Consider the following 15,301-nt stretch of genomic DNA (forward strand, 5'->3'; position numbering starts at 1 on the left):
CAAACCTTTTTTGATAGTATGCATATTGCTTATCAGAAAAATATTGATAGCATTAAACAGGATGCTGATTTTGGTTTTGACTTTGTTAATTCTTCTGTCAGTTAATTCATGCCTGTCAGATCAAGTCTAAACTATTACAGAGAAAAATATTATCAAGGCAACTTATATCAAGAAAGCAAATTATACAAAATCAATAATCAAGTTAGTACGATAATTGATGAAATTGTAAGGTGTCATAAGTGGCATCATGGAATAGAGGACTTAGAGCTAAAATTAAAAATCAACCATAATATTTTTGAAGTCAGAGTTAACAATGATTTTTCTAAGTTACGTGAGAAAAACTTTAACAAACGCTCTAAAGAAAGGACATATCTAGGTAGAGCTATGTTACTTATTGGGTTTATAATTTCAATGGAGCTTATAGGTAGAATATCATCAGGTCAGACCATGCCATTGCCTTTACTTTGCGGTTTTATAGTATTTGGACCATTGGCACTCTTGTGTGGTGCATTGTTATATGAAATAACAACCTATTTAGTGAGAGGAGCATTTTTTACTTTTGGAGTGCCAGTTGTGTTAGAGGAGCTATTTAAATTCATTGTTAAAAACAGTTTAATGCAGAAGTTATTAGATGTGGCATTATCGTTTGGTAATGGTGCTTTCTTAGGTGTTGAGAAGAGTGCCGTGCAATCTTTTATATTTGAAGATGCAACAAAATTTGACTCACTAAGTGATATAAATGAGCTTACACTGATAAGAGAACAGGAAAAGGCAAAGTGTACAAATGAAGTAGCTGATAAAGTTGTAGCTACTGCTTTATCTGCAATTTTGATACAGCCAACAACTAGTGAGCAGGAAGGTTTAGTTTTTAACTAGAACTTTTCAGATAAATACTGAGTGAGGATTTCAATGCCTTCATCAATCTCTTTTTCAGTGATAATGAGTGGAGGCAAGATTCTTAGAACGTTATCTGATGTTACTCCAACAGTAAGTAAACCACGGTGACTTAGCTCTTCTGCAAATTTTTGGTTATTCATTTTTACTTTTATTCCTAGCATCAACCCTTTCCCTCTCACTTCTTCTATCATTGGAAACTTGCTTGCTAAGTCCTCTAGTTTGTTTTTTAAAGACTTACCTCTAACTTCAACATTTTCTAAGAAGCCAGGGCTGAGCAATTCATCCAATACAGCATTACCTACTGAAGTTGCAAGTGGATTACCACCAAAAGTAGAACCATGCATACCGACCGCCATGTACTTAGCAACCTTTTCAGTTGCAAGACAAGCCCCCAGAGGGAAACCTCCTCCTATTCCTTTTGCAAGAGCACATATGTCAGGCTTAATTCCTATGTGTTCATATGCAAATAACTTTCCTGTCCTGCCAGCACCGCACTGAACGCAATCAAAAAATAGCAGTATGTCGTTTTCGTTACATAGTTCTCTTAGCTCTTTCATGAAGACTTCACTCATTACTTTAATACCACCTTGTCCCTGTATTGGTTCTATTAATATAACACCTATGCCATTAGAAATTGCTTTCTTTACACTCTCAATATTGGGCTCTATGTTATCACACCAGTCAATATAAGGATTCAGTAATTCAGAAAATTTCTGTCTATCGTTTGTTGCACAAGTTAAAAATGTCCTTCCATGAAATGCACCATGAAATGTTAGAATTCTATAGCGATTTTTATTACCTTTTCCATTTTGATAGGCCCTAGCGATTTTAAGTCCACATTCCACTGCTTCTGATCCAGAATTTGCAAAAAATACAGTATTAGCAAAGCTGTTGTTTATTAAATTTTCTGCAAATTTGTTGGTAGTAGATATATTATAGGTATTTGATATATGCCATAGTTTTTCTCCTTGTAATTTTAGGACATCAGTTAATCGTGGGTTGGCATGACCTAAACTGCTAACAGCTATTCCAGAGTGAAAATCTATATAGCGCTTATTATCGATATCATACAAGTAAATACCTTTGCCATAAGAAAAATTTATGTTAACAGGAGAATAAACTGGCAAGATAGGAGAAATTGTCATAAAAGTATGATATGCTAATTTTTTATTAATACCATAAAAGACGTTATTTCACAATGAGAAGAATATGTATAAATTAAGTAAATTAATTTTTACTACACTAAAAACAAATAGATATACAAAAATTATCTCGCTATTCTTATTAATTTTTGTGGTTTTATTGGGCACAATATACCGCAGTTATTCATTAAAGAATAATTTTCTTTCTTTTTACCGTAATTCAAATGCAAACTTAAAAGATCTATTGGAAAATAGTATAATAAAAAAATATCATTATTTACTAATAGAAAAACATCATATTAAATATAACAGTTTTGATTACATAAACCAGTTGGTAAAATTGCGTGCTGAATTGTTACAATCAGTAAGCAAAGTAAGAAATTTTAGCTTAATACTGTATGATCAAAATGCCAGAGTAATTTTCAGTAATTTTAATACTCAAGGTCATGACTATGAGCAGTTGCTTACAAATGATGAAATTGATAAATTGCTAAGCAATCAAGAAATATTTTACGCTACAGGAAATACATTAACTTCTACTTTCCCTATATTTCATGAAGATGACATTAAGCCTTCATTTTTTTTGAAGATCATTCAAAGCTATAATGACTCTTATATTATGGTATATAGTCTATTTTCAATATTAATGGGCTTATTACTGGTTATCTTAATACTAATAATGCTTTATTTGCACTTTTCCAATACCCAAATGCTAGCCAAGCAGCATAAAACTAATATTGAATTACAAAGGGTTAAAGAGGCATTAGAGCAAGAAAATGCAAATAAGATAAAATTTTTTGCAAGTGTTACACATGAGTTGCGTACACCTCTTAATGCTATTATTGGATTTGCAAAGTTGATCAAAAATGAAACTTTAGGTTCGGTAGATCACTCTAAATACAAGGAATACGTAGACGATATATATAATGCTGGTACACATTTACTTGCTTTGATTAATGATGTGCTCGATTTTTCTAAAGCTGAATCAAGTAGTTTAACAGTAGAGAAAGTGAAGTTTAATCTGAATAAGATAATAGATTCGTGCTTAAAAATGTTATCACCTAAACTAAAAGAAACAGGGATTAGTTTAAAGAAAGAGATATCTGATAAACAATTATTAGTTATCGCCGATCCCAAAAGAATGAAGCAAGTTATAATAAATTTGTTATCAAATGCAATCAAGTTCACTCCTCAAGGTGGTTTAATAAGAATGATTATTAAAGAGAATATAGAAAAAAATTTATTAACTATTGAGTTTCATGATAATGGAATAGGGATAATGCAGCAGGACATATATAAAGTTATGTCCGTTTTTGGCCAAGCAGATTCGGGATATAGAAACGAAGGCACAGGTATCGGATTACCTCTAAGCAAGAAATTAGTAGAGTTAATGGGTGGGACTTTCAACATTCAAAGTGAAGCAAAACTTGGTACTACGATAACATTGAGCTTCTTTTATGAAGAGCAAACATGTGAAAAGTTGATTGATTTTTAGTAAAATATATTTGATATTGCACTTTTATATCTAGTACATTCCTAAGTCATACTGACGTGATACCTCTTGGCTAATAATAAGTAGCGGAATGTAAGTAAATTAAACTTTTTTAGCTATACTTCCTGAAAACACTTTATAATTCTTGAGCATAAAGAAAATTCCTTTAATAATGAAGCATGCTAATCAGGAACTTAATAAAACAAGCAACTCAAGTAGGAAATAGTGAAAACGTAATACAATATGTCAAATATCTCTATCAATTTGAGAAGTTTAGAAATACATTAAACCTCACTTTGTCACTAATAAAGCAAACTAGACTCTCGTTTGAAATATATCAAGAAGGATTAGTGGATATGGAAGAGGGAGTGTGTAAGACAATTCGTTCTTCTGGTTTAAATAAGTATGTTATTGTGCTAAGAAGGTCAAATCCTTACATCATAGTACATGAACTTTCACATATGGTTGAAAATGAACTGAACTTAAGCTTAGAGCAAGAATTTCTCTATAAAGTTTATCAGGATATTGAGCAGAACTTAAAGCAGTCAAATATTCTGGTACAAAAAATTATTGGTCAAATTATATTTAAGGAGATACAAGTTTACCAAACTCCAAAATCACGTGCGTCTGAGTTATTCGCACGCTATTTTGAGCTGTTTGCTTGGGCTCAGGAAGTTTATCCTAAAGATAAAGAATATCTAATTCGCACTCAAGATTTAAATAAAGTATTTCTTGCTACTAACCAATGGAAAAAGAGATGCCTGGATCCACAAATAATGAAGATAATAGATAAAGAAGTAAAGGAGTATAGCAATAAAACTGCCTTTAAAGATATAAACAAAGTACAAAGCAGTTGGACTAATAAATTTTCCTCTGGGAGTAAAAAAATTGGTTCTATATTTGGAGATGATAATTAGCTTAACAGAACAAAGTTCACTTCTTCAACATTTCAAGTTATAGTTCTCACAATTAAAGAGTTCAAATATATATGAAAACTATATTAGCTGTTGAAACAAGCTGTGATGAAACTGCAGCAGCAATTGTAAATAGTAATAAGCAAGTCCTTGCTCACGAAATTCTTTCTCAGGAAGAGCACAAAAAACGCGGTGGGGTAATACCTGAAATAGCATCACGTGCTCATATGAAGCATTTAAGTGGTCTAGTAAAAAGCGCTATAGAAAAATCTAACCTTAACTTTTGTGATCTAGATGCAATTGCAGCAACATCAGGACCAGGACTCATAGGTGGACTAATAGTTGGTACAATGATGGCTAAAGCAATTTCGCATGTAGCACAAAAACCGTTTATTGCAGTTAATCACTTAGAGGCACACACATTAGTTATTAGGCTGCTATATGAGGTTAAATTTCCATTTCTAGTCCTACTTATATCGGGTGGCCATTGTCAATTTTTAATTGCACAGGATGTAGGTAAGTATATTAAACTTGGAAAAACACTTGATGACTCGCTGGGTGAAGCGTTTGATAAAATTGCTAAGATGCTGGATCTAAGCTATCCTGGAGGTCCATTGATTGAAGAGTTAGCTAAAAAAGGTGATGGTATGAGATTTAAGCTGCCAAGAGCAATGATAAAACGTTCTGGATGTGACTTCTCATTTTCTGGAATTAAAACAGCAGTAAAAAACTTAGTTAAAGAGCTTGCAGTGAGCAAGCAAGATGTTTGCGATATGTGTGCTTCGTTTCAAGAGTGTATTAGCGACATATTACTCGATAGAGTCAGAAATGCTATTGATATCACTGCATCTTTAAATATTAAAATCAATGATTTTGTAATTACCGGTGGAGTTGCAGCAAATAATTTTCTGAAGGAGAGATTGAAAAAATACATAGATTTGAACGTGCTTTCTCCTCCAAGCAACCTATGTACAGACAATGCGGTAATGGTTGGATGGACAGGAATTGAAAGGTTACAGAAAAATTATATAGACTCTCTTGACTTTGCACCAAGGCCAAAGTGGGAATTAGAAAAATATTACTAGCACAAAAAATTATCTACTATATAATGCGGCCGCTGGTGAATTTTTGTAGGCTTAAAAATTACAGTGGTATCTACTAAAGCCTTATTCACTACCGGCATTATTATTTATAAGGTACAGTATGTTCAAAAATAAATTTGACACAGTTACTAATGTTTTCAAAGCTAAATCTAGTACAAGCGCAAAGACACTCAGGTCGGGTTTATTTGTTGCGGTAAACGTTGGTATGGCCAAAGCAATTAGTAATATAGACCTCTCTTCATTACAAGGCAATTCAGAAGATAAAGTCAATAAGCAAGACCTAATAATCATATATGATTATATTAACAAAGTAACTCAAGAAGAAAACTATAATATATGTACTAATAATCTTGATTATATAAAAAGCAGGATTTTAGAAGAAAATATAAGTGATTCATTAGCTGAAAAATTTTGTCAAGATGGATGGAATATAATAAGTAATGATGGTTCTTCGCTATTAACAGTGGCTATTGAAAGAATTAGGGAAAGACAACAAAAGAAAAATAGGGATTGTGATATTAAAATGGCTGTATCTCTAATTCTTGGTATGAAGAAAGAATTGATTACAAAACTGGAGAATTTTGCAGATAGTAATGATAAAACACTTCTACATTATTTAGCTGAGTTGGGTAAAGAAGATATTTTACGTTTTGTGATAGAAAATTCTAATTTTGACATTGAAGAAGCATTAAGGAATAAAGATAGAGATGGCAAAACACCACTACACTATGCGGCTAAATCTGGCAATAAAGAATGCTTGAAAATTCTCATAGAAAATGAAGCAGATTTTAGTTGCACTACCAATAATAAAACTGAGTTACACTATGCTGCCAGAAGCGGAAGTCCTAACCTCCTAGAATATTTAAAAGAAATATTGACAGCAAAAGGAATTTTTGATAAGGAGAAAATTAAAACAGATAAATATGGAAATAACGCATTACACTATGCTGTGCAATCTGGAAATGCTGAGTGCATAAAATTCTTCATTGATAATCAAGTACAATTTTTAAAAAATAAATATAATGAGAATCCTTTTCATAAGATTGCAGGTAACTCAGAAACTCAAGAAAATGCCATAAATTTTCTTATAAAGCATCTAGAATTTTTAGGTAGACCAAACAGTAAAATTGATCAAGAAAATGTAGATGGTAACACCCCATTGCATATAGCTGCAAAACATGGAAATAAACAGCTAATAGAATTGTTTATTAAATCAGGTGCAAAAATTGTTCAGAATAAACAAGGTAACACCCCCTTACATATTGCTATTATACATGGTAATACATATTGTATAGAGCTATTTTATGAAAATATAGGAAATAGCATACTTCAATCCAAAGGTGAGTATGGAAGAGATCTTGTACATTTAGCTGCAATGTACGGGAAGTATGATTGTCTAACATTTTTACTCAATAAATTTCCTGATTACGATTTAAGTACAGAAACACGCAAAGGAAATATGGCCCTACACTTAGCTCTATCGAGTAATACAGAAACAGAACTAAGAAAAAAATGTGTGAGTCTATTAATAGACAGAAGCATGCAAGTAAATAAGAGTAATAATGAAGGAAACACCCCTTTACATTTTGCTGCCCAACTTGATTTATCGTTTTTAAGCATGATAGAAAAAAAGTTAGAAGAGAAGAAATTTGACGTTTATCAAGAGGTTTTGCGTGAGAATAGCAACGGTGACACCGTCTTTCATATGGCAGCACGTGTTGGTAATAAATCATGCCTTGAGCACCTTTTTAAAAAAGAGAGAGTGGGAGAAATATTAAGTAAGAAAAATAAGGATGGACAAACTTTACTACACTTATCTATCCTCAGTGGAAGAGTAGAATGCGTTAAGTATTTGGTAAAAAAAAGCCCAAAGGGTATTTTTTTAGAACAAAATACACAAAAAAAGTTGTTATTTGCAGCTATTTTGAGCGGCAATAAGGAATGTCTTGAATTTGTGTCAAAAGAACTTGTAGGTAAAAAGGTGGCTGCTAACATCAAAGTGTTATATGATGAAAATGACAATACACCGTTACACATGGCTGCTCTTGCCGACGACATAGGATTCTCTCAGTATGTTATTGAAAGTATTGCTAAGTCAATTATTAGGAACACAGTACCACTTTTTAACACAAATAGTCAAGGGCTTATACCTCTACATTTAGCTGCCATGAGCCTTAATGCTGAGTTAATAGAATATTTTATGACAGATAATCATTACCCCTATAATCAGAAAATGTTAAATGTTGTATCTAAATCTGGAAGAACAGCATTACACTATCTTGTAATGAGTGATAATGATTTTGAAAAAACTATAAATGAGGATTTTAAGCAAGGTCAATTTTTGAAAAAGTTGGTTTTAGAAAAGCGTAAACAAAATGAGCGCTTAAGGGAAAAAGCTATTAAAGCCTTATTCTACCTAACAATCAGCACCGGAGAGAAAACTGTAAATAAGAAGATAAATTTTGATATAAAGGATAATGCAAAAAAAACAGCTTTAGATTATGCTTTTAAACATGGCGACACAAATATCTTGAGGTTATTTTTAGATTTCTTTTATGAAATAAGGGAAAACAAAAAAAGGAAATATGATAGACTTAATATGGAAGATCAAGAAAGAAGCAAAAAGCTTCTAGACTACTATAATCTGGCCATGTCAATATCAAGTGTGATTATTTCTGTTTGCGTTAAGTATAATAATGCAGAACCTGAAAAGGAAGAAATTCTTACCTGGATTTCCATTGCATTTTCTTCGATATCATTTTTACTTATCTTATACAACTTAGTGATTGGCCTTCAAAAAGAACCTGTTAAACGTAAGATAGAAAACTATACTGAAAAAATGAACAGAATTGAAGAGGTTACAGGAAAGTTAGCTAAGACAAAAGTAGGGGATCATGATTTGGAGGAATACAACTCAATATTGGAACTATTAATAAAGAATGCAGAAGATATTTCACGATTGGAAAATGAACTTTACAAGTTTACGCATGAAACTAGATTAGAGAGTAAAGACAAACTCAATATTTCTCCTCAGAAAATGAGTAGGGGTGGTAGTGCAGTACCATGTTCGAATAAGTCTTTAGAAGGTAGAAAAAGTTCACCTGTTTTGAATGATTTAACAGCAAAACTTAGTCTGTTTTCAAGACGCAACAGTAGAGTACAAAATACAATGGACAAGTTAGATAATCCATCATGTGTAATTACTATAAATGAGCATCCAGAAATTAAACCAAAAGCTCCGAAAAACAAATTCAAGAATGTTGCAACCAAGCTAAAAATAGGCAATATCTTTAGTAAGAAAAAAGAAGATCTTATTGCTTCATCAAGCTTATCAGAAGGTGCTAATCAAGAGAATATTACAAAAATGAATGAAGAAAACTGTGGGTTGATAAAACGATTTGGTGATACCAATGGGTATTCAACATTTTCGACTCCTTTTAATCCAAGCGGTTCAACCTCAAGAGAAGAGTGTGGTAACAATCATAGTGCAGCGCGTCATGTGAGTTATGGTAGTGCAAATAATTCTGTGAGTGATAAGGAAGTTAGTAAATCTCCATCTCTAATACTTTCTAACTTTGAGGAGGGGATTACTGTTGACTGTTTTAAATTCGAAAGATATAGACCAAGGGTATATTCAAGTCCATCTTGTGTGAGAAAAAGAGCAATTACAGCTAGATCATTGGAATATGTAATACTTCCTGATCATATAGAAAGAGGAAAATAGATGCAGATTGTAATCACTGACTCTGATAGCATCAACTTTCAGAGGAGTGATAGTAAGCATTATAGTAAACTGTCATTGAGTAGTAGATAAGGAAAACATAGAACAATTGGCAAGGCTATCGTATAAGATTATAGTAGAGAAGGAATTAGATAGTCTTGCTATAAAAAAGTTTATGTTTTCCTATTCGCATATGTTAACATTTTATTATATTAACGATAGGGTAAGGCAATAGCTGTTAATACTTTTGAAATAAAAGTTATATATGGTGCATATAGTTAAGTTAAAAGGAAGATTGTGGAAATTACTCCATCAATAAAAAAAGAATTAAAGCAAAGTATACTATATACTTGTCTAGAGAAGTGCAAGAGTGCGTTTTGGTTCATTTTCTGGTTTAGTTCAGGGATTAATGCGTTGATGTTATTTTTGCCACTCTATACTTCTCAGGTACTTGATCGAGTGATATCGAGCGAGAGTGTATCAACATTAGTTATGCTGACGATTATTACTTTATCTGCGTTTGCATGTTCTGCAATGCTTGAAACTTGTCGATATTTAGCCATGGCAAAAATTGGCGACTGGATTGATAAAACTGCAACACCAGACCTAATAGTAAGGTCAATTAGGCTAACATCAGTGCAGAGCTCAACTTCCAGCGGTGAAGCAATACGAGATCTTGGGGTAATAAAAAATTTCATTACAGGAAATGGTATATTTTCACTATTTGATACTCCATGGTCGTTAATTTACCTTGTTTTCATCTTTATGATACATACCTCTACAGGGTTTATAGCTATTGCCGGAATTATTATATTAGTTTCAATGGCAGTATGGAATGAACTTGCTACTAAGCGTATATTGAGAGAAACCAATGAAGAAACTATACGTAATATTAATGCTATAGATGTTGCAACACGAAATGCAGAGGTGGTTGAAGCTATGGGTATGTCAGAATTTATAGTTTCTGATTGGTGTAAACGGAATGATCAAAATCGTGCAATGCAAGTTACAGCGCAGAATCGTTCTAATGTGATTACTGGGATTACTAAGTTTTTACGCTCGACTCTCCAAATTTCAGTAATTGGAACAGGTGCATTACTCGCAATCACAGCTCACAAAACTGCTGGTAGTATCATTGCTGCCTCAATTTTGATGGGTAGAGTATTGGCTCCATTTGATGCAGCAGTTCATACTTGGAAATTTTTAAATCAAGCCAAAATGTCATATGGCAGGCTGCAAAGACTTATCCTAACATCACCAAAAAGAGAGCAAACTATGGCTCTACCAGAGCCTGAAGGGAAGTTGGAATTTGATAGAGTATTCTTTACTCCTTATGGGAGTAATAAGCCAACAGTAAAAGGAATATCATTTTTAATAGAACCAGGGGATGTAGTTGGTGTTATTGGCGCAAGCGCTTCTGGTAAGTCCACCATTGCCAAGCTAATTGTTGGTGTATGGAAACCCATATCTGGTGTAGTCAGACTAGATGGTGCTGATGTATACACTTGGAATCGAGAAAATTTTGGTAATTATGTTGGCTACTTACCTCAAGATATTGAGTTGTTCAACACTAGTGTTAAAGCTAATATTGCTCGAATGAGACCAGACCCAAATCCTGAAGAAATAATCAAAGCAGCAAAAATTGCAGGAATACATGAATTAATACTGAGCTTACCAAATGGGTATGATACAACAATAGGAGGACCTGGAGGAGTAATACTCTCTGGTGGCCAAAAACAGCTTCTTGGACTTGCAAGGGCTTTTTATGGTAATACTAAGCTTTTAGTGCTTGATGAACCGAATGCTAACTTAGACAGTAATGGAGAGGCGCGCTTGATTAATGCAATCAATGTTGCAAGAAAGCAAAATACTACCACTGTTATCATCACTCATAAGCTACCGTTACTATCCGTAGTTGATAAAGTGATTATCATGTCAGATGGTATTATTTATGATATGGGACCAAAAGATGAGATTTTGAGCAGATTAGTTGCTCCATCACCAGATGCCACAGAAGATAAACGTTCTTCAGCAAGTGGTTAAGAAAGAGAGAAGCTGTCACACTTCTCTTTCTCTTATAGAGTACTATATGCACAGTTTATAAAATCTTAAGCAATTGTTATTAGAAAAATCCAATAATGATTAGCCGCGGAACCTATTTGCTAATTCTCTCACATTGACCTTAGACATTTCTGATATAGGCTCTTGTGTATATGAGACATCAGATTTAACGCCTTTTTTGTCATGACCTTTAGTAATAGAACATACTACAGTATCAGCCTTTACATGCTTAACACTTGGATCTGATTGAAACCCATGCTTTCTTTCCATTTGTGCTTCAAGCTTACTGCTATCATGTGTAACCCTACACCTTTCTAGATTACGGTCACGTTTGTCAGGAGCTACATATCCATCTATATCACTACATAAGAACGGGCGCACTTTGAACCTGTCTGAACTAACACCATTTTCAACACTTGCAGAATTATGAGCTTTTCTATTATTGCGCATTTTATCTACAGCTTCCTTTATTTTTTCTTTTGATGGTTTTGGCAGCAGTGCTGGCTTATATGCACATGCTGGTAGTTCTGGAAATGAGTCCTCCTGAAACAGCAAATGACTTTGGTTTCTCTTACTATCTGATTCTTCAATATTCTTTATTGGTGTCTTGAAAGAGTTTTCATTTTTCTTTCTTAGATCTAACTCATTTAATCCGCTTCCAACATTATTTTTTCTTGTTGTAGTGTGAATAACACCTGGAAGTTTCACTTCATACTTAAATTTTTTACCAATGGTATCTATTGACTCATTAGATGAGGAATCTATTTGAAACCTATCGTTTGAAAATTTTGATTTTGTAGCATCAAAAGATATACTACGTTTTTCTATCTTTTTATCAGTCATATTTTACCTCTAAACCTATTAACTAACAAAAGTATAAACTAAGAGGTATTAATTTTATTATAATAATAAAGGCTCAAGAAGCATCACCGTAGGGTTTTCTATATAGTACTTAAAGGCATTTAAAAATTTTGCTCCGAGTGCTCCATCAACTGCTCTGTGGTCAACAGAGAGAGTAACTGTCATTACCTCTGCTATCTCTATTTTTTCACTTATGACAACTGGTTGTTTTTTAGATGCGCCGACAGCCATAATGCAAGACTGTGGTGGATTGATTATAGCACTGAAAGTTTTTATACCAAACATGCCTAAATTAGAAATGGTAAACCCTCCTCCTTGAAATTCTTCAGGCCTTAATTTTCCAGATCGTGCTCTATTTACTAAATCTTTCACTTCTTTTGATATAGATAAAACACTTTTTTCATCAGCATTTTTTACTATAGGAGTAATAAGTCCATCCTCAAGCGCTACAGCAATTGAGATATCTATATTTGAATATTTTACTATCTTAGTATCTATCCACGATGAGTTTATGTCAGGAAATTTTTTCATGCTGAAAGCCACAGCTTTTATAATTAAGTCATTAATTGTTACTTTATTGTTCTCATTTGCTGAATTAACCTCATTTTTGAGCGATATTAGCTTATCAACGTGGCAGTCTACAGTTAAATAAAAGTGTGGAATATTTTGCTTAGATTCAACTAGGCGCTGCGCTATCACTTGGCGCATATTACTTACTTCAACTGTTGTATTTTCCTCAAATCTCTCATAGCTTTTAGTTTGATCTAAAAATTCTAATACATCAGCTTTGATGATACGACCATATGGACCTGTACCTTTTAATCGCTTTATATCAACACCTTCATTTTGAGCTATTTTTTTAGCTAAGGGGCTTACTTTTATTCTATTTTCTGTTGCTCTATCCTCTTTTTTAGATCCCAGTGTCACGCACTGGGATGACATTGAAGAGCTAGATGAAATCGAAGGGTTGGATGATACTGAAAAATCGGCTTCAACCTCCTTCTCAACCTTGGTATTGATGGCAGAAGCTAAATCAAGTGCGCTTTTATCTTCCCCTTCCTCTAACATTAGAGCTATCAGTTGATTTACAGGCACACCACTTGTTCCTTCCGACACTAAAATTTTTGCTAAAACTCCTTCATCGACAGATTCAAACTCCATTATGGCTTTATCAGTCTCAATTTCAGCGATTACATCACCTATTTCAACTTTATCTTGTTCTTTTTTACACCACTTTACAATTTTCCCTCCAGTTTTACTCATTGTTGGGGAAAGAGCGGGCATCAATATTTCTATAGGCATTTATTCTGCATTAAAAGATCTATTTAATTTTTAATTTACTCTTTACCCTATGTCAATCTAATCGTAAATCATGATACTTATATCATCCTAGTACGTGATGCTGGAATCTTGGTTGACTACTGTTATCCTACTATTTCTATTGCTTAGTCCTAGACAGAGTACAAATAGTAAGATCATCATGAAAATAGACGAATCTGTTATAATGGAAATAGAAAAATGTAGTGCTTACTATCCTCTCACAAACATATAGCTTGGGTACAGAAAAAATTTATATGAGGAGCTGGTTAAATTGATAAAAGATCAGAATTAATAGTAGTTTCCGAATCTTCTGTAGCAGGCTCTTCATGTGAAGCAGAGGACAGACTAACTTCTTTATCCTCTGTTCTCTGTATAGAACTACCACAAAAACTCCTTAACATCTCTTCAGCAGATGAATTTAAAATCTGTATAATAGACTTTTCACTTTGTTCTTTCAGCGATTGATCCATCTTAGAAATCAACTCGGAAAATTCACTACCTTCTTTTCTAGCTTCACTTTCTATCTTATTTTTTATGCTTTCTATATTACTTTGGTTAATTTCTTCTTTCGTTATGTTGAATGAATTAGCAATACCTTGATACTTAATCTCACAATCGCCACAGCCAACTATGCAAAGAGCAATAGAATCGGATATTTCACCTGCAGCCGAATTATGGATAGTGTAAGCTAAGCAATTGTCATGATATTTAATGCCAAGCTGTTGCTCTATCAATTCAGAAATTTCATTTTTTAAAGACATAAAGTACCTCCTTCTTACATTACTGTACCTTCTGATTAAAGTACAACAGCTGCTCCTAAATAGCAATCCATATATGGTTTACTTTAATAAATTATTAAAGTAAGAAGCTTTTACATCCTAAAACATAACTTAGATAGGCCAATGTAAAAAAATTTTTAAACGAGAATTATTGTATATATATTACTTATTTGGTAAAATTATTTTGGCAAAATAGCATATAAAAGTTGAGGCTAATTATGAATATTAAAGAACGAAAGGATTTACAACAGGAGTTATTAGGAATTGTTTTCAATATACTCATAGAAAGTGAAGATAGCGCCATAGAAGCTATGGAAACAAGAGCAGTAGAGATAATTAAAAAAATAAAAGAACACATTAATGATGATATAGAACATGGTACAGGATTTGATAGTCAAAAAATGCCAATTTTAGACTGGATCGTTGCTTGTGATTCTCAGGATCATGTTAGACTAAACAACAAGTCGCTATTAAAATTTGAGAAGGCAATTAAGGATATTGGAGGAAGAGCACCGCTAAATGAAATAAAAAGTACAATAAGGTTATTAGTAGAACAAGCACAGCTAAATCATGTTAGAATTAGAGGTGAGAGAGAAGTACCACTAAACCTCTTTGAGGAAAACATAATAATGAGAGAGCGAAGAAGGGCAAGAGAACAACAAATGCGGCCAAATTTTATTAGAGAAAGAGAAGCGTCATTGAATCTCTTTGGAAACAGGGATGAAAATGTAATAATGAGAGGACAAATGAGGTCACGCTATATTAGGCGTATTAGACGTGAAAGAGAAGTACCACTTAGTTCAAAAATAGGAGAATTAATTGGTGTAGTTTCATCCATAATTGTAGGTGCTTTCATTGGTATAATGTGTAGTAGTTTAGACTTGATCTGACAGGCATGAATTAACTGACAGAAGAATTAACAAAGTCAAAACCAAAATCAGCATCCTGTTTAATGCTATCAATATTTTTCTGATAAGCAATATGCATACTATCAAAAAAGGTTTGCATAGG

General features: G+C 33.1%; 10 protein-coding genes and 1 pseudogene. 7 read left to right on the forward strand and 4 right to left on the reverse strand.

Annotation, left to right across the window (positions count from 1 at the left end):
- Positions 1-108: 108 nt before the first annotated feature.
- A complete protein-coding gene (locus JR053_RS03750) occupies positions 109-876 on the forward strand; it encodes a hypothetical protein (RefSeq protein WP_416603588.1) in 768 nt (255 codons plus the stop codon).
- Here the strand turns inward: JR053_RS03750 and JR053_RS03755 are convergent.
- Complete coding sequence (locus JR053_RS03755) at positions 873-2,042, reverse strand: aspartate aminotransferase family protein (protein ID WP_010403274.1); 1,170 nt, start codon at positions 2,040-2,042, stop codon at positions 873-875. The genes JR053_RS03750 and JR053_RS03755 overlap by 4 nt on opposite strands.
- 64 nt (positions 2,043-2,106) lie before the next feature.
- On the opposite strand from JR053_RS03755, the gene JR053_RS03760 reads away from it, so the two are divergent.
- The 5 genes from JR053_RS03760 to JR053_RS03780 all read left to right on the forward strand — a co-directional run bounded on the left by JR053_RS03760 (position 2,107) and on the right by JR053_RS03780 (position 11,312).
- On the forward strand, positions 2,107-3,534 hold the full coding sequence (locus JR053_RS03760; protein WP_010403276.1) for a sensor histidine kinase: 1,428 nt from the start codon (positions 2,107-2,109) through the stop codon (positions 3,532-3,534).
- Between the two features lie 176 nt (positions 3,535-3,710).
- A complete protein-coding gene (locus tag JR053_RS03765; protein ID WP_010403278.1) occupies positions 3,711-4,448 on the forward strand; it encodes a WD_0702 family putative metalloprotease in 738 nt (245 codons plus the stop codon).
- A 71-nt stretch (positions 4,449-4,519) separates the two neighbouring features.
- Positions 4,520-5,530, forward strand: a complete 1,011-nt coding sequence (gene tsaD / locus JR053_RS03770) for a tRNA (adenosine(37)-N6)-threonylcarbamoyltransferase complex transferase subunit TsaD (RefSeq protein WP_010403280.1) — start codon at positions 4,520-4,522, stop codon at positions 5,528-5,530.
- 118 nt (positions 5,531-5,648) lie between these two features.
- Positions 5,649-9,272, forward strand: a complete 3,624-nt coding sequence (locus tag JR053_RS03775; RefSeq protein ID WP_416603591.1) for an ankyrin repeat domain-containing protein — start codon at positions 5,649-5,651, stop codon at positions 9,270-9,272.
- Between the two features lie 294 nt (positions 9,273-9,566).
- Positions 9,567-11,312, forward strand: a complete 1,746-nt coding sequence (locus JR053_RS03780) for a type I secretion system permease/ATPase (RefSeq protein ID WP_010403291.1) — start codon at positions 9,567-9,569, stop codon at positions 11,310-11,312.
- Positions 11,313-11,411: 99 nt separating this feature from the next.
- On the opposite strand, the gene JR053_RS03785 is transcribed toward JR053_RS03780, so the two are convergent.
- The 3 genes from JR053_RS03785 to JR053_RS03795 form a co-directional block, all read right to left on the reverse strand.
- Complete coding sequence (locus tag JR053_RS03785) at positions 11,412-12,173, reverse strand: hypothetical protein (RefSeq protein WP_010403294.1); 762 nt, start codon at positions 12,171-12,173, stop codon at positions 11,412-11,414.
- A gap of 57 nt (positions 12,174-12,230) precedes the next feature.
- The gene (locus tag JR053_RS03790; protein WP_139686792.1) at positions 12,231-13,493 is read right to left on the reverse strand and encodes a pyruvate dehydrogenase complex dihydrolipoamide acetyltransferase; all 1,263 of its coding nucleotides are present in this window, start codon (positions 13,491-13,493) and stop codon (positions 12,231-12,233) included.
- 284 nt (positions 13,494-13,777) lie between these two features.
- On the reverse strand, positions 13,778-14,272 hold the full coding sequence (locus JR053_RS03795; protein WP_010403296.1) for a WBM0748 family T4SS-associated protein: 495 nt from the start codon (positions 14,270-14,272) through the stop codon (positions 13,778-13,780).
- A gap of 236 nt (positions 14,273-14,508) precedes the next feature.
- Between JR053_RS03795 and JR053_RS03800 the strand changes: the two are divergent.
- Positions 14,509-15,156, forward strand: a pseudogene (locus tag JR053_RS03800) (hypothetical protein); the annotation flags it as partial.
- Positions 15,157-15,301 lie beyond the last annotated feature (145 nt).

This window comes from Wolbachia endosymbiont of Nasonia vitripennis (assembly GCF_048054115.1).
GTDB lineage: Bacteria > Pseudomonadota > Alphaproteobacteria > Rickettsiales > Anaplasmataceae > Wolbachia.